At 34.2% G+C, this 23,541-nt stretch carries 25 protein-coding genes; 18 read left to right on the plus strand and 7 right to left on the minus strand.

Features of this window, described 5'->3' with window-relative positions; translation table 11 throughout:
- The first annotated feature begins 87 nt into the window (after positions 1-87).
- Positions 88-753 carry a potassium channel family protein gene (locus tag IGJ34_RS02980; RefSeq protein ID WP_069653688.1) on the plus strand — a complete coding sequence of 222 codons (666 nt, stop codon included), beginning with the start codon at positions 88-90 and terminating at the stop codon, positions 751-753.
- Between the two features lie 183 nt (positions 754-936).
- Positions 937-1,248, plus strand: a complete 312-nt coding sequence (locus tag IGJ34_RS02985) for a HesB/YadR/YfhF family protein (protein ID WP_069653689.1) — start codon at positions 937-939, stop codon at positions 1,246-1,248.
- 152 nt (positions 1,249-1,400) lie between these two features.
- Here the strand turns inward: IGJ34_RS02985 and IGJ34_RS02990 are convergent, their stop codons facing one another.
- Positions 1,401-2,888 carry a helix-turn-helix domain-containing protein gene (locus IGJ34_RS02990; RefSeq protein ID WP_430598095.1) on the minus strand — a complete coding sequence of 496 codons (1,488 nt, stop codon included), beginning with the start codon at positions 2,886-2,888 and terminating at the stop codon, positions 1,401-1,403.
- A gap of 407 nt (positions 2,889-3,295) precedes the next feature.
- On the opposite strand from IGJ34_RS02990, the gene IGJ34_RS02995 reads away from it, so the two are divergent.
- The gene (locus tag IGJ34_RS02995) at positions 3,296-4,228 is read left to right on the plus strand and encodes a glycosyltransferase family 2 protein (RefSeq protein WP_069653691.1); all 933 of its coding nucleotides are present in this window, start codon (positions 3,296-3,298) and stop codon (positions 4,226-4,228) included.
- 59 nt (positions 4,229-4,287) lie between these two features.
- Here the strand turns inward: IGJ34_RS02995 and IGJ34_RS03000 are convergent, their stop codons facing one another.
- From IGJ34_RS03000 to IGJ34_RS03015, 4 genes are all read right to left on the minus strand, one after another.
- Positions 4,288-5,250 (minus strand): phosphoglycerate dehydrogenase, encoded by a 963-nt coding sequence (locus IGJ34_RS03000; RefSeq protein ID WP_206838451.1) that lies wholly within the window; start codon positions 5,248-5,250, stop codon positions 4,288-4,290.
- Positions 5,251-5,348: 98 nt separating this feature from the next.
- Positions 5,349-5,825 (minus strand): flavodoxin-dependent (E)-4-hydroxy-3-methylbut-2-enyl-diphosphate synthase, encoded by a 477-nt coding sequence (locus tag IGJ34_RS03005; RefSeq protein ID WP_430598517.1) that lies wholly within the window; start codon positions 5,823-5,825, stop codon positions 5,349-5,351.
- On the minus strand, positions 5,719-6,441 hold the full coding sequence (locus IGJ34_RS03010) for a flavodoxin-dependent (E)-4-hydroxy-3-methylbut-2-enyl-diphosphate synthase (protein ID WP_430598096.1): 723 nt from the start codon (positions 6,439-6,441) through the stop codon (positions 5,719-5,721). The genes IGJ34_RS03005 and IGJ34_RS03010 overlap by 107 nt, the downstream gene beginning before the upstream one ends.
- Positions 6,442-6,558: 117 nt before the next feature.
- Entirely contained in the window at positions 6,559-7,371 is an 813-nt protein-coding gene (locus IGJ34_RS03015; RefSeq protein WP_430598097.1) for a DUF1189 domain-containing protein, read from the minus strand.
- A gap of 168 nt (positions 7,372-7,539) precedes the next feature.
- Here IGJ34_RS03015 and IGJ34_RS03020 point away from each other — a divergent pair, with 168 nt between their 5' ends.
- From IGJ34_RS03020 to IGJ34_RS03090, 15 genes are all read left to right on the plus strand, one after another.
- Positions 7,540-8,148 (plus strand): superoxide dismutase, encoded by a 609-nt coding sequence (locus IGJ34_RS03020; protein WP_430598098.1) that lies wholly within the window; start codon positions 7,540-7,542, stop codon positions 8,146-8,148.
- Positions 8,149-8,278: 130 nt separating this feature from the next.
- Positions 8,279-9,253: a diaminopimelate epimerase gene (gene dapF, locus IGJ34_RS03025; RefSeq protein WP_430598099.1), complete on the plus strand. Its 975-nt coding sequence runs from the start codon at positions 8,279-8,281 to the stop codon at positions 9,251-9,253.
- Positions 9,254-9,347: 94 nt separating this feature from the next.
- The gene (locus IGJ34_RS03030; protein WP_430598100.1) at positions 9,348-10,163 is read left to right on the plus strand and encodes a hypothetical protein; all 816 of its coding nucleotides are present in this window, start codon (positions 9,348-9,350) and stop codon (positions 10,161-10,163) included.
- A 154-nt stretch (positions 10,164-10,317) separates the two neighbouring features.
- Positions 10,318-11,139: a YveK family protein gene (locus IGJ34_RS03035; RefSeq protein WP_111246904.1), complete on the plus strand. Its 822-nt coding sequence runs from the start codon at positions 10,318-10,320 to the stop codon at positions 11,137-11,139.
- Between the two features lie 11 nt (positions 11,140-11,150).
- Entirely contained in the window at positions 11,151-11,852 is a 702-nt protein-coding gene (locus IGJ34_RS03040; RefSeq protein ID WP_069653698.1) for a CpsD/CapB family tyrosine-protein kinase, read from the plus strand.
- Between the two features lie 26 nt (positions 11,853-11,878).
- A complete protein-coding gene (locus tag IGJ34_RS03045) occupies positions 11,879-12,643 on the plus strand; it encodes a tyrosine-protein phosphatase (RefSeq protein ID WP_111246906.1) in 765 nt (254 codons plus the stop codon).
- A gap of 117 nt (positions 12,644-12,760) precedes the next feature.
- Entirely contained in the window at positions 12,761-13,417 is a 657-nt protein-coding gene (locus tag IGJ34_RS03050; RefSeq protein WP_240485849.1) for a sugar transferase, read from the plus strand.
- Positions 13,417-14,604: a beta 1-4 rhamnosyltransferase Cps2T gene (gene cps2T, locus IGJ34_RS03055; RefSeq protein WP_430598101.1), complete on the plus strand. Its 1,188-nt coding sequence runs from the start codon at positions 13,417-13,419 to the stop codon at positions 14,602-14,604. Before IGJ34_RS03050 ends, cps2T begins: the two co-directional genes overlap by 1 nt.
- A gap of 16 nt (positions 14,605-14,620) precedes the next feature.
- Complete coding sequence (locus IGJ34_RS03060) at positions 14,621-15,439, plus strand: LicD family protein (RefSeq protein WP_430598102.1); 819 nt, start codon at positions 14,621-14,623, stop codon at positions 15,437-15,439.
- 11 nt (positions 15,440-15,450) lie between these two features.
- The gene (locus IGJ34_RS03065) at positions 15,451-15,885 is read left to right on the plus strand and encodes an adenylyltransferase/cytidyltransferase family protein (RefSeq protein ID WP_069653703.1); all 435 of its coding nucleotides are present in this window, start codon (positions 15,451-15,453) and stop codon (positions 15,883-15,885) included.
- A complete protein-coding gene (locus tag IGJ34_RS03070; protein WP_069653704.1) occupies positions 15,879-16,919 on the plus strand; it encodes a glycosyltransferase family 2 protein in 1,041 nt (346 codons plus the stop codon). The genes IGJ34_RS03065 and IGJ34_RS03070 overlap by 7 nt, the downstream gene beginning before the upstream one ends.
- A gap of 26 nt (positions 16,920-16,945) precedes the next feature.
- The gene (locus tag IGJ34_RS03075) at positions 16,946-18,271 is read left to right on the plus strand and encodes an O-antigen polymerase (protein ID WP_069653705.1); all 1,326 of its coding nucleotides are present in this window, start codon (positions 16,946-16,948) and stop codon (positions 18,269-18,271) included.
- 179 nt (positions 18,272-18,450) lie between these two features.
- Complete coding sequence (locus IGJ34_RS03080) at positions 18,451-19,563, plus strand: LCP family protein (protein ID WP_430598103.1); 1,113 nt, start codon at positions 18,451-18,453, stop codon at positions 19,561-19,563.
- 142 nt (positions 19,564-19,705) lie between these two features.
- Complete coding sequence (gene nagB, locus IGJ34_RS03085; protein WP_010760417.1) at positions 19,706-20,407, plus strand: glucosamine-6-phosphate deaminase; 702 nt, start codon at positions 19,706-19,708, stop codon at positions 20,405-20,407.
- Positions 20,408-20,536: 129 nt separating this feature from the next.
- Positions 20,537-21,247 carry an MgtC/SapB family protein gene (locus tag IGJ34_RS03090; RefSeq protein WP_069653707.1) on the plus strand — a complete coding sequence of 237 codons (711 nt, stop codon included), beginning with the start codon at positions 20,537-20,539 and terminating at the stop codon, positions 21,245-21,247.
- A 231-nt stretch (positions 21,248-21,478) separates the two neighbouring features.
- Here IGJ34_RS03090 and IGJ34_RS03095 read toward each other — a convergent pair whose 3' ends face one another.
- Positions 21,479-22,327 (minus strand): DUF92 domain-containing protein, encoded by an 849-nt coding sequence (locus tag IGJ34_RS03095; protein WP_430598104.1) that lies wholly within the window; start codon positions 22,325-22,327, stop codon positions 21,479-21,481.
- A 161-nt stretch (positions 22,328-22,488) separates the two neighbouring features.
- Positions 22,489-23,451: a class 1b ribonucleoside-diphosphate reductase subunit beta gene (gene nrdF, locus IGJ34_RS03100; RefSeq protein ID WP_069653708.1), complete on the minus strand. Its 963-nt coding sequence runs from the start codon at positions 23,449-23,451 to the stop codon at positions 22,489-22,491.
- Positions 23,452-23,541 lie beyond the last annotated feature (90 nt).

Here is a 23,541-nt window from a genome sequence, read left to right on the forward strand (position 1 = left end):
AGGTAAGGGGATGGAGCCTCCTGATTCTGTTCAATTACCACTCTGTTTGTTATACTTAAATTAAATTTAACGCTAGGAGACATAAACATGAAGCAAAATTTTGCAATTATTGGTTTAGGAAGATTTGGCGGTAGTATCTGTCAGACTTTGATTGAATCGGGGCAAGAAGTTTTAGCTATTGATAGTAATGAAGATCGAGTGAATGAATATATGAATATCGCAACACATGCTGTTGTAGCGAATGCTCAAGACGAAGCAACCCTTCGCTCTCTAGGGATTCGTAATTTTGATCATGTTGTTGTTGCGATTGGTGAGGATATACAGGCAAGTATTCTGGTTACATTAATGGTCAAAGAAATGGGCGTGCCAAATGTTTTAGCTAAAGCTGTGAATGAATACCATGCAAGAGTATTAGACAAAATCGGTGCTGATTTAGTTGTCCATCCAGAACGTGACATGGGCATCAGAGTAGCACATAAATTAGTATCTAGAAATATTTTAGATTATATTGAATTATCAAATGAAGTATCGTTAGCAGAAGTCCGCGTTTCTAATCCAAAATTTTACGGCAAAACGTTAGGTGATTTAAACTTTCGCCAGCGTTTTGGGTTGACGGTAGTTGCGATACGTCGCTCAAAATCAGACGTGATTGCATCTCCAGCGGCAGAAGAAATTGTCAGAGAAAATGATAATTTACTAGTAGTTGGTGAAACAGACGATGTTGATTTATTAGATGAAAAGATGAATGGTTAAATTCAAGCAAGTTATTCTTCGTAAATCAGACTCTATGCTAAAATGATAGGTGTGATAAGTGGGCTAGTCTCTAAGAAACGGATGGAGTATGAATGAGATAAAAAACGCCTTGATCATATTTTCCTTTTTTTCAGTCAGAGCTGAACGAGCCCGCTACGTTTTTAAATTAGGAGGAACTTTAAGATGAAATTAACAATTACGCCGCGTGCGCAACAATGGTTCAAAGATGAAGTAGGGGTTACTTCAGATAGTGGTATTCGATTTTACGGTAAGATTTATGGGAAGACAGATGTTCACGAAGGTTTTTCTATTGCGATGTCTGTAGAAGCGCCAGATCAACCATTAGTCAAAGAAGAGATTGATGAGATTACGTACTTTATCGAAGAAACAGACGATTGGTTTTTTAAAGGATATGATTTATTAGTTGATTACGACGAAGAAAAAGACGAGCCGAATTATAAATTTGCTGAAAATAAAGAAGACTTGAAACAATAGCCAGATCATCTTTTGACGCATTAAAAAGACAAAAAGAAGTGAGGTTGGGACAGAAGTGTTTAACTCCGAGCAATAATGGGGAGTTACTTCTGCTGCCACCCCCACTTTTTTAGTACGGATAGATAGCGATACTAAAGAAAGAAACAGACCTATCAAACGACTAAAGAAGAAGATTTTGCTGTATATCTTTTATGTAATGTATCGATAAGCGCCACTTGATAATCTAATGTGGGAGATAAGGGTATTATCTGGAAATTGCCCTTTTGTTTAATTTTATTTGGTAATAAAAGTTTTGATGCTGCTATGTAAAAATCATAGTCATCCTCAGACGTTGAAGTAACGAACGAGACGGAAATAAATGAAATTTGTTCTAAAAAATCGTGTAGAGATTGTAGGAAAATCGCGTTGGGTGACAAGATAATGCCGACATTTAATTGATATTTTGTATTGCTTCGTTCATAAAAAGGAAGTAATAAAAATGAACAAATATAAACTAAATCTTCTAAACAATTTTTAATCCAAGCAAATTCTGGATTTGAAATAATCTCTTCTAAAAACTTTCTAACTTTGCTAGAAAGAGGTCCATACAAAGGATTTTGTTCTTTCACACAAGATTCCATAAAATTGATAGTGAGGGGTAAGGAATCTTTTATTGCAAAATGATTTAGACAAGTAGTGAAAATATTTATATTCAACACATCTTTTTCATCTTCGGATAATGCTTTTTCTGTAAATAGAGGCTGATAAAATGCTTCAAAATGCTCAATTAAAGAACCTAATGGCTGCTGATCACTTTCCATATATTCTTTTACATAGCGAATTCTAGGATCGTCTGCATAAAAATAAATATTCCAGTAAAACATCATAAATGAAAGAAAAGTCGCTTCCCATTCGATGAAATGCTGAGGAACTTTTGCTTTTTCTAGTTCTTTTACAAAGGACATATTTGTTTTTGGGAAAGTTAGTTGTTTAAATGGAGGTTCGATAATGAAGTGCTTTTTTTTGATTCTCAATTGAGAGATTGTCGTTAATAAATACCATTCTCTAGGCTCTATATAAGTCATCCACTGATGATCTTCCGGATCAAATAAATCAAAGCCTCTTTTTGTTTCATCTAAAGCTAGAAATAGGTCTTCTCCGTAAGAGGCAATCCAAAAGAAATTTAAATAAACAATGCGGATCAAGTTTTCTTTTCCAGTCAGCTGAAGTTTGGTACAATTTAGTTGAATGTCAAAATCTTTTAAATAATTGATCAGTGGTTGGAGTCTGCGAATAATGGATGCCCGACTAATAAAGTGGTCCTTACAAAAGTTTTCTATCGTGTAATTTCTTTCTAAAATTGTTGCAAGTAAAAACTTATAAGGTAGACTTTTGCGAAATAAAAATTGAGAATATGGAATATCACGCAACGTTGAAGAGTCGATATGTACTTTTCCTTGAACCGTTAATAACTCAAGACCTTGCTTTTCCATAAGGTCTGCATGTATTTCAGAAAATAATGAATTCAAGCGGGCGTATGAAAAATCTGTAAATTGCTCAAAATAATGTATGCTATATGTACCGTCAGCCGTACTCAATAAGTGATTGAAGACGTTGATTTTACGTTGAGCAACATCATCTAATAAAATATCTGCTAGCATATTTAGTCTCCCTTTAATAATGAATGATGATTTTTTAATAATAAAAGTGATTAACTTTACAAAAATAATGGATTGTATATGAAAATCATTTACTGTATCTATGATAACCATTTACCTGCGGGAATTCAATTAGAAATTAAACAAAAATAAAAAACGTAATAATTATTTAAAAATAGTTAAATAATTCTTTTTTTGCTTAGAAAAGCTATGTCCTTAATATCGGTGATGATTTTTCTCTGATTGGGATAAAACAATGTTTGTTATTTATATTACGCTGATTTTTTTCGAGATTTGTTTTTGGATGTAAATACAAATTAGAATACGCAATACTATTTATAGTTTTTATATTATTCTGTCGTAGATGTATGCTATAATCAACAAAGAATACTTTTTTTGGAGGAAATTTCATGCTATCTATTATTGTTCCTTGTTACAACGAAGAGGAATCAATTCCGTTGTTTTTTGAAGAAGTGGAGAAAGTAAGCTCACACATTCAACATAACATAGAATACATATTTATTAATGATGGATCAAAAGATCAAACACTAAGCGCACTGAGAAAGTTATATAAAGAGCACCCTGAAAAAGTTCGCTATCTTTCTTTTTCTAGAAATTTTGGAAAAGAAGCGGGACTCTATGCAGGACTTAAAGAAGCCAAAGGGGACTTGATTACAGTGATGGATGTGGATTTGCAAGATCCACCTGAGCTGTTACCAAAAATGATTCAAATGTTAGAGACAAATAAAGAGTTGGATTGCATTGGGACAAGACGAGGAGATCGAGAAGGTGAACCTGCTATTCGTAGTTTCTTTGCTAGAATGTTTTATCGATTAGTGAACAAAATCGGCGAAACAGAGATGGTAGATGGAGCGAGAGATTTTCGTCTGATGACACGTCAAATGGTGGATGCTATTTTAGAATTGACTGAGTACAATCGTTTTTCAAAAGGTATTTTTAGTTGGGTTGGGTTTAACACAGAGTATCTTTCTTATGAAAATCGCGAACGTATAGCTGGTTCCACTTCGTGGTCCTTTTGGAGTCTACTAAGTTATTCGATTGATGGGATCGTCAACTTTTCAGAAGCACCACTGAATTTAGCATCTTATATTGGCGCTTTTTCATGTGTGGGATCAGTCATTGCGATGCTGATTATCTTCTTTAGAACGATTATCGAAGGAGATCCTACTAGTGGTTGGCCATCAATGGTTTGCATTATTTTATTTGTTGGCGGACTTCAGTTGCTTTGTCTAGGAATCATCGGAAAATATATTGGGAAAATTTTCTTGGAGACAAAAAAACGCCCAATTTATCTCGTGAAGGAAACGGAAAAAGATCAATAATAATAAAAAATACTGTTTCGAATCACTATAAAATGATTCGAAACAGTATTTTTTATCGTTTAATACCCTTGATGTAAGGTTATTTCATTTTTAGCTAGTGTCCCATCTTTTAGAAATTGAGTAAGATTTTGACTAAAAATCTTTAATAGTTTTGTTTTGAATTCAGGTGTTAAACCAGAGATATGTGGCGTAATCAAAACATTGTCCATGTCCCATAACGGACTATCAGAAGGCAACGGTTCCTCTTCAAAAACGTCTAGAGCAGCAAATCGTAACTGTTCTGTGTTTAGTGCATGAATCAAATCATTGGTATTAACAGAAGGTCCCCGTCCAACATTTACAAAGACGGTTCCGCGTTTCATTGCCAAAAACATTCGCTCATTGTACATTTGATAAGTATCTTCGGTCAGAGGAAGAATGTTCACGACGATATCCATTTCATTCACGATGCGGCTCATATTTGTATGAGAATAGCATTCGATAAAACCATTCGTTACATGACCAGAAGTGTTCACACCGTAAGTTTGAATACCTAAGCCTTTTGCAAAGCTAGCAAGCTGTTGACCGATATGGCCAGTGCCGACAATTAGCATTTTTTGCATGGACAATTGTTTATAGGAAATAGTCTCTCTTGTCCATTCTTTATTTGCTTGATTGTTGATACTAGTACGAATACCTCTAAACTCAGCTAGTAGAACACCTAAAACATGTTCTGTAATTGAAATGCTATGAATTCCGCTAGCGTTAGACAGTAAGATACCTTTTTCAGAAAAGCGATCTAAATCATATGTATCCACACCAGCAGAAATAGATTGAACCCACTTTAAGTGGCTTGTTTCAGAATCCAATAAACGCTGACCTAAATTTTTGTCCCAACCTAACATGATCTCGATATCATCTTCAATCACTTGTGGTGATTCTCTTGTAGCATCAATAACAATATAATCAGGAGCACTTTGTCTGATTGTTTCAACTTGTCCTGTTTTCATCTGTTCATTTAGATAGATGACTGGTTGTCCCATGTTGATTCCCCCTCGCTCATTCATTGTAACAAAAAAGCCCTTCAAACAAAAAAAGATTGAACTATTGCAAGTAACAATCTTTTTTCCACCTACATAAATTATCTTTTTTCGCCACGAGCATATGCTGCTGCAAGACTATCAACTTCTTTTTTCAACTTATCAACCATGATTTCTTCCGGAACTGTTCGAATGATCTTTCCTTTTTTGAAAAGCATCTCTTTCTCGTTTCCACCAGCTATTCCAATATTAGCTTCTCGTGCTTCACCAGGTCCGTTAACGGCACAACCTAAAACCGCAACGTTAATTGGTGCCTTGATTTTTTCGATATATTCTTCGATTTCATTCGCAATTGGAATCAAATCAATTGCGATGCGTCCGCAAGTAGGACAAGAAATCAACGTAGCCGCGTTACTTGCTAAGCCAAATGCTTTCAAGACTTCTTTAGCCACTTTGATTTCTTCTACAGGATCAGCAGATAATGATACACGACAAGTATTTCCAATACATAAAGACAGTAGAGCACCAAGTCCAGCTGCAGATTTTATTCCACCAGAAAATTTGGTCCCCTGCTTCAGTGATTCCTAAGTGTAGAGGATAATCAAATGTTTGCCCAGCCAGAGTATAAGCTTCAATGGCTAACTGAACATCACTTGCTTTTAATGAAACAATAATATCGTAAAAATCCAAATCTTCAAGTATTTTTATATGCTCAACAGCACTAGCGACCATCGCTTCAGCAGTAGGATAACCATATTGTTGCAAGAAATTTTTTTTAAGAGAACCCGCGTTAACACCGATCCTGATTGGGACACCTTTAGATTTACATGCAGTGACAACTTTTTCCACACGATCTTTGCGTCCGATATTTCCAGGATTGATTCTAATTTTATCAACACCTTGTTCAATCGCTTTTAAGGCTAAACGATAGTCAAAATGAATGTCAGCAACTAAAGGAATCGATATCTGACTTTTGATAGCACCGATTGCTTCTGCCGCGGCTTCATCTGGTACTGCCACCTGAACAACTTGACAGCCAGCTTCTTCTAAACGCTTGATCTGGGCTACAGTACCATCAATGTCATGTGTTTTAGTTGTACACATACTTTGAATAAATAATTCGTCAGTTCCACCAATGGTTATGTCTCCAACCTTAACGTGACGTGTGTTTTTACGATGAGTCAAGTCTCCCATAATGATTCTCTCCTTACTACTGCTCTATTATATTGCGGATTAACCAGTATTATTCATCATTTATTTTATCATGTATCCACACACCAGTGAAAGTAAGAAGATGTATCTGATTTAACATTAAGCTAAGGGTGGTTCTTGACGTGTTTCATTACGCGTAGCAAAGAAAAAGACTACCAAAGAAACGAAGACAATCAAAAAGCTATCGTCGAAAGAACGGTTAATAAAATGTAGAATACTACTGGCAATCACAGGAAGTGTAGCGCAATAGGTTGAAATCTTTAGACAATCTAAAAAACGTAGTTTGTACAAGCGAATCTTACTATAAAGATTTGCACCGATTGTGATCATAAGCAAATTAAAAATCAAGTTAAGAAATGTAGGATATAAAGTAAAGACAAACACAATTAGTTTAATCCAAAAAGGAAAACTAGCTCCATCTAAAGATTCTTTCAAATCTTTACTGTTTAAACCATCTAAGGTCCCTTTGGAATAAGGAATTTCAAATTGATTAGCACCCAGTAACGAATCTGCAGCGCCTGATTTAGGGAAAGCCACAACAAATTCATCCTGCAACAATCCTAAACCAACAGCAGTGCCGACGGAATCAGCAGTGACATCGTTAAGTGATCGTTTCCCTTCAGGATCAAAGGTAAAAATGATGGAGTTTGTTTGATAAATGAATCCTTCAGTTTTGCTAGCTGTTTTTAGTTTTCCATCAGTGATAGTGAAATCTGGTAACTTTGAAGCAATTTTTTGACCATCACTTTTGATATCTTGCATTATAGAAAAAAGTTGTTTGGTTATTGGAAGAGCAAGGATAGCGCTTAAAAAAACAACATATAAAATGACTTTCCAAAAGGGCATTTTTTTAGCCTGATGGAGATGCGTTAACTGAAATAATGACTGTTTAAAAAGGATAAATGAGCTCATAAATTCTCTCCTGACTTGAAATTGAGTATACTCGTCATTTTAAAGGAGATAACTGTTAAATACAAGTTTTGCCCAAAATTTGTAAGCAATTACTTTGAAGGTTACCATAAAATCTGTTATGCTATAATTGTATGAAACATTATACCTAATTAATGGAGGGAATTTTTTATGACTTACACGTTACCAGATTTACCTTATGCTTATGATGCATTAGAACCTTATATTGATGTAGAAACAATGCATCTACACCATGACAAACACCATAACACTTATGTGACGAATTTAAATGCGGCAATCGAAAAGCACTCTGAACTTGGGACTAAATCTGTAGAAGAGTTGATTTCTGATATGGATAGTATTCCTGAAGATATTCGTACAGCTGTACGTAATAATGGCGGTGGACATGCGAACCACTCATTCTTCTGGGAAATCATGGCCCCTAACGCAGGCGGCGCACCAACTGGCGATATCAAAGAGGCTATTGATGCAGCATTCGGCAGCTTTGATAAATTAAAAGAAGAATTTAAAACAGCTGCAACTGGACGTTTTGGTTCTGGTTGGGCATGGTTAGTTCTAAATAACGGCAAATTAGAAATTACGTCAACACCTAATCAAGATTCACCATTGATGGATGGCAAAACACCTGTCTTAGGTTTAGACGTTTGGGAACATGCTTACTACCTAAATTATAAAAATGTACGTCCAGATTATATCGAAGCATTCTGGAACTTAGTAAACTGGGATGAAGTAAATAAACGCTTCGTTGCAGCTAAATAATCTGAAAAAAATAGAATTTTTAGAAAATTTTTGAGGAAAACAGTAAATTACACTGTTTTCCTCTTTTTGTTTATGGCATACTAATACTTAGGAATAAAAATACAGAAAGCACTGTGTAAAGGAGTTTATAATGAATATAACGATGCAAAAAGTTCATGGGTCAGAAAATGATTTCTTTTTATTAGATGAAACGCAATTGAAACGTTCCTTTACAGATGAAGAAATCGAGGATTTACGCACTTATTTGTGTGATAGAGAGACTGGTTTACTCAATGGAGCAGACGGCTTATTACTTGTAGAAAGAGTAGTTAAAGGTGAATCATTAGCGAAGATGCGTGTAATCAATAGTGACGGTAGCGAAGCCAGTATGTGTGGTAACGGACTGCGCACAGTTGCAAGATATTTAGCCGAAAAATACAACAAAACATCGTTCACTGTAGAAACGATGTTTGCAGATCTTAAAGTAAGACAAGCGCCTAATTTAGCTGCTCAAGTGGCAACATATCAAGTGGAGATTTCTCCTGTTCGCTTTGAAGCAGAAGCAATTCCGATGCATACTAAAAATAATACGATCATTGATGAAGTGATCCCAGAATTATCTAGTGAGCTGAGATTTTCAGTCGTAGCAGTTCCCAATCCTCATTTGATAGCGTTTGTAGATCACAAAACGCTTATGGGAACAGAATTTGAACGAATTGCAACCTATGTAAATGGCGAAAATCCAATTTTTCCAGATGGTGTTAATGTAAGTTTTGTAGAAATAGTAGGAAAAAACGAGCTATTTGTTCGGACCTTCGAACGTGGCGTTGGCTTTACCAGTGCGTGTGGAACTGCCATGTGTGCCAGTAGTTTAATGTATGTATTGTTAAATAATGGTGAATTTAATGAAACAATCACTGTCAAAAATACGGGTGGCATGGTAAAAACAGTGGTACATGAAGATGATTCAGATGGATATTGGATGGAATTAATTGGCAATGCAACAATTACTCATTTGATATCTGGCACTTTAACAGACTTTACCAAAGGTCACTTTGAAAAAGCAATGATTAAAGAAACCACTGAACAAGCAGATTATATAGAATTTTTAGCATCAATAAAGTAGATGAACTGCAGATATTTGGGATTGGTATGCCTAAAATATCCTAACAAAAGAAATGGAACATCTAAAGAAAGGTATCGTTAAAAGGGGTGTAAAGGTGATAAAAAGTAATAGGGTTGGGAAAGGTATTTACATAATTGTCATTCTTATTTCAATTAGTATTTGTCTTTTAGGAATTAGATCGAATGGTAAAAAGGAACAGCAACGAAAAATCGAGCATATAAAATCAACGTTAAAAGATGAAACGGTAAAAATCAACCAGCTAACTAAACAAATTAGTCAATTTTATCAAAACGATCAGGAAGAATTTTTAGCAGATCGAATCAAAGAAGATGAACTAAAGGATATTCAACTAAATATTAATACCTTGAAGACTGAAGCGGACGATTTTGGTGTAGAAAAGAAAGATTTTACTGCAGATACTTCCGAAGTAAGGCAAGCAAAAGAAGAATTAGTAGCTAAAATAGAAGATATCAAAAATAAAAAAAACATTCAAAACCAAGTGACTGCTTTATTAATGCAAACGCCGACTAACTGGGCAGCAAATAATGAAGAAGCGATCATAAAGGAAAGTACAACGGCAGAAAAGATTTTAAAGATACGGCATAGTGTTTCTAAAGCTGAAACGCAATGGAACCAAGCGATCATATCTTTGTTAGATGAAATGGATGCACAAGTCAAACAATATAAGGATATAGAACAATCCATTGATATGATGGAGCAAGATGGTGTGTTGACGAGTAACGCAACGATCGAAAATGTTATTCTTATTTTTAATCAATTGCCTCAGATAAAAAATGAAACATTAAAAAAAGACTTGTCAGACAAATTAGATGTAATCGATACTCTGCTAGAAAAAGAAGAAACTACAGAATCCCTAGAGGAACAAGAAGAAGTTCTAGGAAGTGAATAACCGTGATATTAAAGTAATTTTATAATTTAAAAATATAATCTATCAATTATTTTAACAAATGCTGAAATAATTGATAATGATTCTTCGTGAATAACCTTGTACTTGATTCAGCTAGAATTTATAATTATTTGTATGTAGTTAATTGGAGGAAAAAATGGAAGAGACAATCAGTTTACAGGAATTAATTGGAGTATTAAAAAAACGTATTGGCTTAATCATTATCAGTATGTTTTTGGGATTAGGTGTTGCTGGAATATTGACTTACTTTGTCATCACGCCAAAGTATAGTTCTCAAGCGCAATTAATCGTTCGATTACCGCAAAATGAAACAACGAATGTCAATGATATAAATGGAAACCTACAAATGATCAACACGTATAAAGATTTGATCAAAAGTGATACCGTAATGACCGAAGTACAACAAAGGATGAAAACAGAGCATCAAAATGATTTATCTGTCGAAGAATTAAAAGCAAGTATTTCAGTAAATCAATCACAAAATTCACAGATGTTTTCGATTGTTTCTAAAGTAACGGATCCAATCGTGGCCCAAAATATAGCGAATCAGACTGCTTTAGTTTTCCAAGAGCAGGCTAAAGATATGCTAAATGTTGATAAAATTACGATTATATCAGCAGCAATAGCGAATGTAAAGCCTGTCTCGCCAAACGATAAAATCAACTTGATCATCGGGTTAGCTCTGGGTATTATGTTCGGAATAGCGTTAGCCTTCATTTTAGAATTATTTGATAAAACAATCAAAGATGACAGTTTTGTGGAAGATGAACTTGGTTTTACAATACTAGGTGTAGTCCCAAATATGACGGTGAAAGAATTAAATGCGAAAGCAATTCGTACACCATCAAATTTAGGGATACCTTCAGCAGAGCCGCGAAATCTTAATAGAGAGATACCAAAAGAGAACGCTAAACCAGATACTTCTGCCCAAGCACGCAGAAGTCGTCCGCGAGTTTAAAGGAGTATAGAATGACAAATAAAATAAGACCTCAAAAAAAACAGAAAACCAAAGCAGTAAGTTTGATTACTTTAGCCGATAAATCCTCACCGATTTCAGAGCAATATCGAACGGTTCGGACGAATATTCAATACGCTATGGTAGATAGAGATCTAAAAACATTAGTGATTACTTCATCAGGACCAAGCGAAGGGAAATCAACTACTTCAGCAAATTTAGCTATCGTATTTGCCAATTCAGGCAAGCGCGTATTGTTAGTGGATGCTGATATGCGTAAGCCTACAGTTGCGAAAACTTTTTCATTAGATAATATCCGCGGATTGAGTACGTTGTTGGGAAGTCGTGAGACCGTATTACATCAGGTTGTTCAATCTTCAGGTGTAGATAATTTATTTTTGATGACAAGTGGACCTAAACCGCCGAATCCTTCAGAATTGTTGGATTCTAGACGAATGAAAGAATTGATGATGGAACTAAAACAACAATACGATTTAGTAATCTTTGATATGCCACCAGTCGTGGCTGTGACCGATGCCCAAATTGTAGCGTCAAAATCAGACGGCACCATTTTAGTTGTCCGTGAGAATGTCTCAAAAAGAGATTCTTTATTAAAGGCTAAAAGTTTATTAGAGATGGTAGACGCAAATATTCTGGGAGTTGTGTACAACGGATCTAAGAACGTAGCAGATCAAGGATATTATTATGGTTCGTAAATAGTAAGCAGGAAGGACATAAACCGATGATTGATTTACATTGTCACATATTGCCAGGGATCGATGATGGGGCGAAAACGACTGAAGATGCAATGGATATGGCTAGAATGGCTGTTAAGCAAGGCATTACCCATATACTTTGTACGCCTCATCATAACAATGGGAAATATGATAATCCTGCCGCTCAGGTCATTACTCATGTGGCTAATTTGCAAAGAGAATTAGATCTTAGAGATATCCCGCTCACCTTATTTGAAGGTCAAGAAGTGAGGATTGGCGGGGACTTGTTAGATCAAATTAAGGCTAACGAAATCTTGTTTACAGACCTTGCTAATCGTTATATTTTGATTGAATTTCCTACTAATGATATTCCAGCCTATGCGGAACATTTATTTTTTGAATTGTTAAAAGCTGGTCATACACCGGTCATCGTTCACCCAGAAAGAAACAGTAAATTTATTCAAGATCCCAACAGACTGTTGCCGTTTTTGGAGATGGGCGTATTGACCCAACTGACGGCACCAAGTTATGTTGGTGTTTTTGGAAAAAAAATCGAACGAACGGCGAAACAAATGGTTGCACATAACCTAGTCTATATGATGGCCTCTGATGCACATAATATTAAAAAACGTGGCTTTTTTATGCAAAAAGCGTATGAGGCAATCGCTAAGGACATGGGGGTCGAACATGTGGCAGCAATGCAGCAAATGGCTAGAGATATCTTGAATGGGGATAGTGTGCAAAGACCAGAATTTAGGGAAATCAACTCTAAAAGGTTTGGGTTATTTTAGGTAAGGTAAGTAAACAATTGTTGGTACATAGGATTACATAATAGTTCTACAACATGAAAAAGTTATTGGTAGGTAGTATTTGCGTTAAAAGGAGTGGTCAATTTGGAGGGAAAGTTTGTGGATGTTGGTAGACGTGTACAGAAAAAAAATGATTTTAAACATCAATCTTTATTTTTCAGACTGTTTAAAAGAATCGTGGATATTTTAGGTAGCGCGTGTGGCTTAATTTTATTAAGCCCAGTGTTTCTAGTTGTAGCGTTTCTAATAAGACTAGAAGATCCAAGCGGTCCAGTTGTCTTTTCACAAAAAAGAGTCGGCAAACAGGGGCGTTTATTCACCATGTACAAATTTCGTTCTATGTGTGTTGATGCAGAAGAACAGTTGCATGATTTAATTGAATTAAATGAAATCGAAGGCGCAATGTTCAAAATAAAAGAAGATCCCAGAGTGACCAAAATAGGAAAAAAAATTCGCAAGACAAGCATTGATGAACTACCTCAACTTTTGAATGTTTTAAAAGGCGAAATGTCTTTAGTTGGGCCCAGACCACCATTGCAAAGAGAAGTTGATGAATATAGTCAACGAGATATGCAACGCTTGAGTGTCAAACCTGGTTGTACAGGATTATGGCAAATTAGAGGTAGGAATGATGTTCATTTTGATGATATGGTTGACTTCGATTTAGAGTACATTGAACAACAATCGATTTATAATGATTTTAAAATTATTTTACTAACGTTTAAAGTAATGTTTTTATCTAGAGGAGCCTATTGATGAGTAATTCTAAGCAACATATTTATATTATCGGTTCTAAAGGAATTCCAGCCAAATATGGTGGATTTGAAACATTTGTTGAAAAATTAACCCAGTATAAAAAAAGTGACGACATTCAATACCATGTTGCGTGTATGAACAATGGGGATAATTTATATGGTAACGGGCAAAAGCATTTTAATTATAACCAAGCGGATTGTTTTAATATTACCGTTCCCAATATCGGTCCGGCCAAAGCAATTTATTATGATATGAAAGCATTAGATTACGCTATTAAATTAGCGGAAAAGGACAATAATGTTGCGCCTATTTTTTATATCTTAGCTTGTCGGATCGGTCCAGTTATAAACTATTATAAGAAAAAAATTCAAAAAATAGGCGGAAAACTATACGTTAATCCAGATGGCCATGAATGGCTTAGAGCTAAATGGCCTTATCCTGTTCGGAAATATTGGAAGTTTTCTGAAAGGCTGATGGTCAAATATTCAGACTTATTAATATGCGATAGTTTGAATATAGAAAAATATATAAAAAATGACTATCATAAATATCAACCGAAAACGACTTACATTGCGTACGGGACAGACTTAAAAAAATCATCTTTAACTTCTGATGATGTGATTGTGCGTGAATGGTTTTCGGAAAAAAGGGTACTAGAAAATAATTATTATCTGGTAGTTGGTAGGTTTGTTCCAGAAAATAATTATGAAATTATGATTCGGGAATTTATGAAGTCCTCTACGAAAAAAAACTTTGTGTTGATTACTAATATAGAGGATAACGATTTTTATAAAAAATTGAACAAAGAGACTGATTTTCAAAATGATGAGAGAATTAAGTTTGTTGGAACTGTTTATAATCAAGAACTTCTAAAATATATTAGAGAGAATGCTTTTGCCTATCTTCATGGTCATGAAGTTGGAGGCACAAATCCCTCACTCTTAGAAGCATTAGCTTCAACGAAATTAAATCTTCTGTTGGATGTCTGTTTTAATAGGGAAGTTGGTAGGAATAGTGCTTTATATTGGAAGAAAGACACTCGCTTAAGTCAACTGATAAGTCAATTAGACGATAGTACTTTTTTGAAAGCTTGTCACTCTAATATAGAAACTAATGACTTTTTAGAACAAGATTACTCATGGAATACTATTGCGGATTCATACGAAAGTCTTTGGGAGCGTAACTGATAAAAGAGGAGAATACATGTTGGAACTTAAAGATTTACAACAAAAAGAATTAGAGTTATTGATTTTATTTAGAGATATATGTGATAAAAATCAATTAACTTATTACATTAGTGGTGGAACTTATTTGGGAGCCATTAGACATAAAGGGTTTATTCCATGGGATGACGATATAGATGTTGCTATGCCAAGAACGGATTATGACAAATTTGTCGAAATAGCCTCAAAAGAGTTTATAGGGAGTAAGCAATTTTGGCATTATAGTAGTATTTCGGAATCTAAACGACCAAATTCTAGATTAGTCGATCTTTCAGTTAAAATAGTAAACAATAGTTGGAAAGTTCCTAGGCAAGAACCAGTTTGGATTGATATATTTCCGTTAGATGGTTTACCAAAGTCTTCAGTCAAAGCAAATTTTCATAAAATGAAATTGTTGTTTTTAAAAGTTATGGTTGGTTTTGCTAACTATGAAAATGTACAAGATAACAAAAAAGATAGGCCATTACATGAAAAAATGTTATTAAAGGTTAATAGCATTTTTTCTATTGGAAAATATTTAAATTTAAATCACCAATACGATATTCTTGAGGATGCATTGAGAAAATATTCAGACGAATCTTCTGAAGTGTATTTCAATTTTCATGGTGCGTATAGGTTTAATAGTATATTTAATAAAAAAAATATCTATGCAGAGGGAATAATTCTTGAATTTGAAGGGAATTATTTTAATGCTCCTAAGAATTATGATGATTATTTGAAACAAATATATGGAGATTATATGCAATTACCACCTGAGCATATGAGAAATAAACATAATACGGAAATTATTAAAGAGTAGGAGTTTTATTTATGTACAAGGTTGGATTTACTGCTGGAACATTTGATATGTTTCATGTGGGGCATTTAAATTTACTCAATGCAGCTAAGGCAAAATGTGACTACTTGATAGTAGGGGTGAATAGTGATGAACTAGTGACATTATATAAAAGCAAACTTCCTATAATTGATGTTCATGACAGAATGAAAGTTGTCGATGCTCTTGAAGTTGTTGATCAAGTTGAATTAATGGAAAATTTAGACAAAGTTGATGCTTGGCGACGTTTCAAATTTGATTGTGTTTTTATTGGAGATGATTGGAAAGGAACTAGTCGATGGACTGAGACTGAAATCCAGTTGAAAAAACATGGAGTTGATGTATGTTTTTTACCCTATACTAAGGGAATTTCTTCAAGTGAGCTAGTCGAAAAGATATCTAACAATAATAAGGACGAACATATATGTTAATTAGTATAGTGATGCCAATTTATAATTCGGAGCTTTATTTAGAAACAGCCATAGAATCTGTTCTGAATCAAACCTATGAGAATTTTGAGCTACTATTGATAGATGATGGTTCCGCTGATTTTTCACCAAGTATTGCTAGAAAATTTGCAAAAAAAGACTCTAGAATCAAATTTTTTCAGAATGATTACAACATTGGGATTTGTGCTACTCGAAACAAAGGAATTGATGTTTCAACAGGAAAATATATTACATTTTTAGATAATGATGATGAGTTAGATAGAAATTTTTTGAATGATAACATAAGATTATTAATCGATGAAACAGCTGACGCAGTAAGGTTTGGCAGAGTTCTAATAGATGTAAACAAAGAGGGTGATATATTAAGGACGTCTGAATCGTTTTTTTTTAATAAGGAAGTAAAAGTTTTTACAGCAAAGAGTAAGTATGATTACTATCATTATTTTAAAAAGAATAATCTTCTTTTGAATGTATGGAATGGGTTATATAGAAGGGAAATAATAGTTGAAAATAATTTGTCTTTTGATGAATCAATGAAGTTTGGAAGTGAGGATGCTAAATTTTCTTATGACTTTTTTCATGCTTGTAAGAGTATAATTATTAACCCTAAATCGTATTATATTCATTACAGAAGGGATTTATCTTCTACATCTAGAAAGTATAGCAAAAATAAAATAGACTCCATACTTAAAACTGCATTGACTGAATCAAAAATTTGGGAATGTATTAGTAATCAGAACGAGCATCGATATATTAAAGAGTATAAAATTCAATATATAAAAATTATTATTTCAAGTCAACTGCTACATAATGATTGTGATTTAACTAATAAAGAAAAAAAACAGGTAATAAGGGAAGTTATCAAGGATGAATCATTAAAAATTAAAGAAAAATCATTTGCAAAAAAGTTTACTTTGAATTCGTTGTTTGAATTCTTAGTATTACATGAGAAGATCAATACGATATTTTATATGTATTATATATATAAAATTTTTAGTGGAGAGAAATGGAATTGAGTAATTTGGAAGAAGTGAGGTGAACTATGACATTAATACTACTTTTTATCACTATATTATTTATCTTTTTTATCTCCATATTTTTATTTAAAGGAGACATTATTCATCCAGGAATGATAATTTCTGAAGTTTTTCTCTTTAGTATCTTATGTGCTTTGTATAACTTGAATTTATGGAAGATTGAACTTGGATGGGAAACATACTTAGTGATTGTTTTTGGTATAGTGATTTTTATTGTTACTGCTTATGTAACCACTTCGAATTTACAATTATTTCAATGGGATTACTCAAGGAGTGAAATCAAACAAGTAATAAAGGTTCCCAAGTTACAGCAGATACTCTCAATTCTTTTTTCGTTAGTCAGTGGTCTTTATTATGTAAAAGAAGTACTTAGAATTTCAAGGAGCGTAGGTGGTGGTAAAGATTGGTCTTCAATCATGTACTATTATCGTCAAGCAACTTCTTATGGAGTTTTAGGTGATGGAGAAGGGATGTCTGGAATAGCCGGTCACCTATATGATTTTACGGTAGCGTTGTCCTATGTTTACCTATTCATTATAGTTAATAATATTTTAATAGAAGGAATTAAGGTGAAAAAAACGCTATTTATTCCAGTGATCATTTGTTGCCTTACTACGTTTATGTCGGCTGCCAGAATACAAGTACTATACTTTGCGATGGCTGCTATTGTATATTATTTTGTTTTGACCTATAAAAAATATGGCAGAAATATGATTAATATGAAACAATTAATGAAGATTGCTTTCTTTTTAATAGCAATATTTGTTTGCTTTGTTTCGTTAAGAAGTGTTATTGGTAGAGGATTGAGTGAAAAATCTGCAAATGATCCACTTTACTATTTTACTGTATATGCAGGAGGACCGATCCCTTTATTGGACGCTTTTTTGAAAGCCCCCCCACCAACATCTGATGTATTTGGGAAAGAATTATTTTTTAGGATTAATAGATTTATAGGCGGGACGTTTCATATTCCGGAATTAGTATATATATCTCATAAAGAGTTTAGATATGCCCAAACCGGATATAGTTTAGGAAATGTATATACTGCATTTAGGTCATATATTTATGATTTTGGTATGTCTGGTTTGATTTTATTTTCGGTTTTGACTTCTTGGTTTTATTCTGTATTCTATAGTTTTGTAAAATTGAGACCCTCTTCACAGAAAGTTGATGTACCACTTATTATATATGGGTATATGGTATCAGGAGTGTTTTTAATGTCAATAAGTGAACGGTTATTCTCAATCTTTTTTTCAGTAAATAGCCTCAAAATGGTACTATTTATTTATTTAGCAAGTGCATTTCTGACAAGACTGAAATTAGAAAAGTAGTTAATCTTAAAGTTGATAAGTATTGTTGAAAGATTTCGACATCAAGGAAGCATTAATCTATTATTATTTTACATTTACATTAAGATATCATGCCAATTTCTTAAAAAAGTTGCGACAGCGTTCAAATTGTGAGAAAATAGATTTCATGAATTATTTTTGCAAAAATGAGGAAGTGTCTTATGAACCTATGGAAAAAAGTAATATTAACTGCTTTGGGATTAGTTCTTGTTTCAGTTGCAGGTTTCTGCGCATATGGAATTAAAATGTATTCAGATGCAACTGGTACAGTAAAAGGTGTGTATGAATCGATCGACCGGACTTCTAAAAGAAGAGATACGGCTGTAAATATTGATGCGCAAGAACCTTTTTCAGTTTTACTGATGGGAATTGATACTGGTGACTTGGGACGGACAGAGCAAGGTCGTTCTGATACAACAATGGTAGTTACAATTAATCCTAAAGAAAAAAAATCTACAATGATTAGTTTAGATAGAGATATCCTAACTGAGATTGTTGGATATGGTACAGAAGATAAATTGAATCATGCTTATGCTTTTGGTGGAGCTAAAGGTGGAGCTAAGATGGCGATTGATACAGTAGAGAATTTATTGGATATTCCAATCGATAACTATGTATCGATTAATATGAAAGGTTTAAAAGATTTAATTGACGCTGTAGGCGGCATTGAAGTTGATAATCCTTTTGAATTTACACTAGATGGTATTACAGTTCCAAAGGGTCATATCAAGCTTGATAGTGAGACTGGATTGGCATATGCAAGGATGCGTGAAGAAGATCCAGAAGGCGATATAGGACGTCAAAGAAGACAGCGAGAAGTTGTCGAAAAAATTGTGAATAAGATCATCAGTTTAGATGGTATTTCAAAATACAGAAAAATTTTGGACGCAGTAAAAGATAATGTAAGAACGGATTTAACTTGGGATAATATGGTAGATATTCAGAAGAAGTATATGCCAGCCTTTAAAAATATTGACTCTCTACAGCTAGAGGGTGAAGGTACAATGATTGGTGGTATCTATTACCAAATCTTAGATCCAACTAAACTCTACGAAGTGCAAACAAAATTACGGTCTCAATTAGGGTTACCAGAAAATAAAGACATGCAGGCAAAAGATAGCAGTAATTACAGTAATCAGATTAGTGGGAATGAGACGGCTTCTTATGATGGAGCGTCTGATGCAGCTACTAATTATGATTATAGTCAAGATGGTACGAATGTTGATCCCAATTCCTATACAGATCAAAATGTAGTGGATGAAGGCCAATATTAGGATGGATATTAATTGATAAACTTCAATTCTCGAAAGAGGATTGAAGTTTTTTTTATTTTATCTCTACTTTAGACTAGAAATCTGTTTTATAGGGTGTTATAATTGGACTATACCAAATATGGATATAAGGGAGCAATTTTCGATGAAAATTATCAAAGTAGCAAACGCAGAAGAAGGCGGAAAAAAAGCATTTGAACTAATCAAAGAAGGTATGGATAAGGGTGCAAAAGTTTTGGGGCTTGCGACAGGAAGTACACCTGAAACATTGTATAAAGAAATGACTGCAAGTGATTTAGATTTTACAGACATGACTTCTGTAAATTTAGATGAATATGTTGGCTTAGGTGGAGACGATGATCAAAGTTATCGTTATTTCATGAATGATCAATTATTCAATAAAAAACCATTTAAAAACACATACGTACCAAACGGAAAAGCGGACGATTTAGCGACTGAATGCAAACATTATGAGAGCATTATCGACAGTAACCCAATCGATATTCAAATCCTAGGTATTGGTCAAAATGGACATATTGGTTTTAATGAACCAGGAACTCCGTTAGATAGTTTAACGCATGTCGTTGAATTGACAGAATCTACAATCAATGCGAATAAACGTAATTTTGAAAAAGTAGAAGATGTACCAACAAGAGCTGTTTCAATGGGAATCGGTTCAATCATGAAAGGTAAAAAAATGATTTTAATGGCTTATGGTGAAGCGAAAGCCGATGCGATCAAAGGAATGATCGATGGACCTGTTTCTGTTGATTTACCTGCAAGTGCTTTACAAAATCATTCAGATGTTGTTGTTATCATTGATGAAGCTGCAGCAAGTAAGCTATAAAAAGTAGTTGTGTTTGTACTATGACTTTTACGGTATAGTACAAACACTTTTTTTGTTCATAAACGAACGCCGTTTTCTTAATCCAAATTAGTGCTATAATGAAATAGAAGAGGACTAGGAGGGATGAGTATGACGAATAATATGATTTTAACAGTTCCAGAAATTATAATACGATTATGCTTGGCAATGCTAATTGGTGGCGTCATTGGATTTGAGCGGCAATATAAAAATCGACCAGCTGGCATGCGGACGCATATTTTGGTTTGTATGGGGGCGACGATTATTGCACTCATTCAAGTTGAAATTGCAGAAAACGCATTGAAAGATGCGATAAATCATCCAGAATTATCAGGAGTCATTCGTTCAGATCAGGCTCGTTTGATTGCTCAAGTAGTTAGTGGGATTGGTTTTTTAGGTGCAGGAACGATCATTGTAACGAAACAATCAGTAACAGGATTGACCACGGCTGCTTCATTATGGGCTATCGCTGGCTTAGGAATTGCGATTGGTATGGGTTACTATGCAATTGCCATCACTAGTTTTATTGGCGTATTTATAGCATTAACATTAGTGAAAAAAGTAATCCACGTACCAACGACAAAAAAATTAGAGATTCGTTATATACACAAGCAGGAAACAAAAGAGTTTATCAATCAGTATTTTGAAGATCATAAAATCGAAATCGAAGATGTAAACTTCAATGTAGTATTGATAGAAGACACGCAGATTTACACGAATATCTATACAATTGATTTGCCAAAAGGAATGACGTATGCTGAAGTAATAGAAGATTTATCGATTTATAAAAATATAACAAAACTACGGTTAGTGAGTATTTAATCTATTTTCATTACCACAATAAGTATGAGGTTGGGACAGAATTGTTTAACTCCGAGAAATAAGAAGGAATTTAAGAAAATTGCTCTTCAAATTTTGTGACCAAGTAGGTACTGTGCAACATCAACTTGTTCCTTGTTGTGTTTTACAGCAATTTCGGCTTATTTCCGAAGGAGTTGCTTCTGCGCCCACCGTTTATTCGGTTACTAATAGCCTGAAACATAACCTTTTTAGTTATGTCCCAGGCTCTTTCCTACGATTAGTCAAGAGGAAAATAAGAAGCCAACTTAATAGGACGGTCAAACAGCCGCTAAAAAAATTAACCCAATCATTTGTCATCCAGGATAGTCCGTTTATTTGGTTTGTTTCTTGTTGATGATGTTGCTTTTGTTCTGTAAGTTGTCCACAAATAGTACAGCGATATTTTGCTTGCAATGTTGCCCCTAACAAACTATCCACAAGCGATCCGAAAATACCACAAAGAAGTGGAACGATAAAGAATAGCGTAGTTAGATGCTCGGAAACAGGAAGCCAGCGATAACACAACCAGGTAGTAAATGAAATCAATAGACTGCCAAAAAAAGAAGCCAAACTTCCAAGCATAGAAATACCACCAGATAGTCCTGTTTCAATCTGTTTAAAGGAGATAATTGAGAGAGGATGACGTTTACTTAAAATCCCGATTTCAGACCCCCATGTATCCGCAGTAGCACCAGCGATCCCGCTAACATAGCCAAATAAGAATAATTGGTTTTCTGTATAATAGAAAAGCACTAAAGAACTGATGGCTGGAAGACTATTAGCAAGTACTTGCCAGCCATCTCTTGTGTGCCCTTTTTCAACAATTGATGTCGCTTTAGTGGCATTCATTCTTTTTTTTAGAAAATAAATACATCCAGAACTTGCAAAAAATAAAATAAGTAAGCCCCAAGTTGGCCATGAGCCAAAGCCGCAAACAACGGTAGCCATAAGAATTACAGCCAATACTCCAGACTTTGTAAGCAAATGGGTAATATAAGAGAACAGACCAATTATATTTCCTGTGATGAAACCGAGCAGGAATTTATATACTAAAATATTCATGATACACCTCTTAAAAATAATTCGTTTAGCAAAAGTTTTTTAATAGGACAAGTATATCACGGAAAGGGGGTGAATATTAGAGAGAGAGCTTCTAATAGATCAATAAAAAAGGCTAGGATAACAACTTAAGTCGTTTTATCCTAGACCTTTTTTAGGAAGAATTATTCCATACCAATCAAATAATCGTCATCTTTCATTGCTTCAACAGTTCCTAATAAGTAACCATTCCCAACTTGAGAGAAGAAATCGTGATTGCTTGTACCGGTAGATATACCGTTCATAACGATTGGATTAACATCATTGGCTGTATCGGCAAACAATGGATCCATTCCAAGGTTCATCAACGCTTTGTTAGCATTGTAACGTAGGAAGGTTTTTACCTCCTCAGTCCAGCCTAATCCATCATATAATTCTTCAGTATATCGTTCTTCATTTTCGTATAATTCATAAAGAAGATTGTACATCCAATCTTTCATTTCAGTTTGTTCTGCTTCAGACAACTCATTGAATCCTAATTGGAATTTGTAGCCAATATAAGTTCCATGAACAGATTCATCACGAATAATCAATTTGATGATTTCCGCAACGTTTGCTAGTTTATTATTGCCTAAATAGTAAAGAGGCGTATAAAAACCAGAGTAGAATAGGAATGTTTCTAAAAATACGCTAGCAACTTTCTTTTCTAATGGTGTACCAGTTTTGTAAATTTCATTGATTTTTTCTGCTTTTTTTTGTAGATAAACATTTGTATTTGTCCATTCGAAGATATCATCGATTTCTTTTTTAGTATTTAATGTACTGAAGATAGATGAATAACTTTTAGCATGAACTGATTCCATAAATTGGATATTATTTAAAACAGCCTCTTCATGTGGTGTGCGAACATCATTTCTTAGCTGTTCCATCCCACTTTCAGACTGAACAGTATCTAATAATGTCAAACCGCCAAAAACATATCCTACAGTCGTTTTTTCGAGATCTGAAAGAGTTCTCCAGTCATCGAGGTCGTTAGACAAAGGAATACGAGTATCTAACCAAAATTGCTCCGTTAGTTTTTCCCAAGTAGACTTGTCGATCACATCTTCGATAGCGTTCCAGTTAATTGCTTCATAATAGGTTGCCATGTCTTTTCCTCCTTATTACCCTTACAATAAAATACATCATATCATGGAACAAGGCGACCAGAGGGCGCCTTGTTTGTATTTTTACGAGCT

Source organism: Enterococcus sp. AZ177, assembly GCF_050544585.1.
In the GTDB taxonomy this organism is placed as follows: Bacteria; Bacillota; Bacilli; order Lactobacillales; family Enterococcaceae; genus Enterococcus_L; species Enterococcus_L plantarum.

Bases quoted from the DNA above. Each gene is read 5' to 3' on its own strand.
- IGJ34_RS03075 (WP_069653705.1), top strand. From the start codon at position 16,946: ATGACATTAATACTACTTTTTATCACTATATTATTTATCTTTTTTATC.
- IGJ34_RS03045 (WP_111246906.1), top strand. From the start codon at position 11,879: ATGATTGATTTACATTGTCACATATTGCCAGGGATCGATGATGGGGCG.
- IGJ34_RS03090 (WP_069653707.1), top strand. From the start codon at position 20,537: ATGACGAATAATATGATTTTAACAGTTCCAGAAATTATAATACGATTA.
- IGJ34_RS02990 (WP_430598095.1), bottom strand. From the start codon at position 2,888: ATGCTAGCAGATATTTTATTAGATGATGTTGCTCAACGTAAAATCAAC.
- cps2T (WP_430598101.1), top strand. From the start codon at position 13,417: ATGAGTAATTCTAAGCAACATATTTATATTATCGGTTCTAAAGGAATT.
- IGJ34_RS03095 (WP_430598104.1), bottom strand. From the start codon at position 22,327: ATGAATATTTTAGTATATAAATTCCTGCTCGGTTTCATCACAGGAAAT.
- dapF (WP_430598099.1), top strand. From the start codon at position 8,279: ATGAATATAACGATGCAAAAAGTTCATGGGTCAGAAAATGATTTCTTT.
- IGJ34_RS03020 (WP_430598098.1), top strand. From the start codon at position 7,540: ATGACTTACACGTTACCAGATTTACCTTATGCTTATGATGCATTAGAA.
- IGJ34_RS03040 (WP_069653698.1), top strand. From the start codon at position 11,151: ATGACAAATAAAATAAGACCTCAAAAAAAACAGAAAACCAAAGCAGTA.
- IGJ34_RS03060 (WP_430598102.1), top strand. From the start codon at position 14,621: ATGTTGGAACTTAAAGATTTACAACAAAAAGAATTAGAGTTATTGATT.
- IGJ34_RS03000 (WP_206838451.1), bottom strand. From the start codon at position 5,250: ATGGGACAACCAGTCATCTATCTAAATGAACAGATGAAAACAGGACAA.
- IGJ34_RS03080 (WP_430598103.1), top strand. From the start codon at position 18,451: ATGAACCTATGGAAAAAAGTAATATTAACTGCTTTGGGATTAGTTCTT.
- IGJ34_RS03015 (WP_430598097.1), bottom strand. From the start codon at position 7,371: ATGAGCTCATTTATCCTTTTTAAACAGTCATTATTTCAGTTAACGCAT.
- IGJ34_RS03010 (WP_430598096.1), bottom strand. From the start codon at position 6,441: ATGGGAGACTTGACTCATCGTAAAAACACACGTCACGTTAAGGTTGGA.
- IGJ34_RS02995 (WP_069653691.1), top strand. From the start codon at position 3,296: ATGCTATCTATTATTGTTCCTTGTTACAACGAAGAGGAATCAATTCCG.
- IGJ34_RS03070 (WP_069653704.1), top strand. From the start codon at position 15,879: ATGTTAATTAGTATAGTGATGCCAATTTATAATTCGGAGCTTTATTTA.
- IGJ34_RS02980 (WP_069653688.1), top strand. From the start codon at position 88: ATGAAGCAAAATTTTGCAATTATTGGTTTAGGAAGATTTGGCGGTAGT.
- IGJ34_RS03035 (WP_111246904.1), top strand. From the start codon at position 10,318: ATGGAAGAGACAATCAGTTTACAGGAATTAATTGGAGTATTAAAAAAA.
- nagB (WP_010760417.1), top strand. From the start codon at position 19,706: ATGAAAATTATCAAAGTAGCAAACGCAGAAGAAGGCGGAAAAAAAGCA.
- IGJ34_RS02985 (WP_069653689.1), top strand. From the start codon at position 937: ATGAAATTAACAATTACGCCGCGTGCGCAACAATGGTTCAAAGATGAA.
- IGJ34_RS03065 (WP_069653703.1), top strand. From the start codon at position 15,451: ATGTACAAGGTTGGATTTACTGCTGGAACATTTGATATGTTTCATGTG.
- nrdF (WP_069653708.1), bottom strand. From the start codon at position 23,451: ATGGCAACCTATTATGAAGCAATTAACTGGAACGCTATCGAAGATGTG.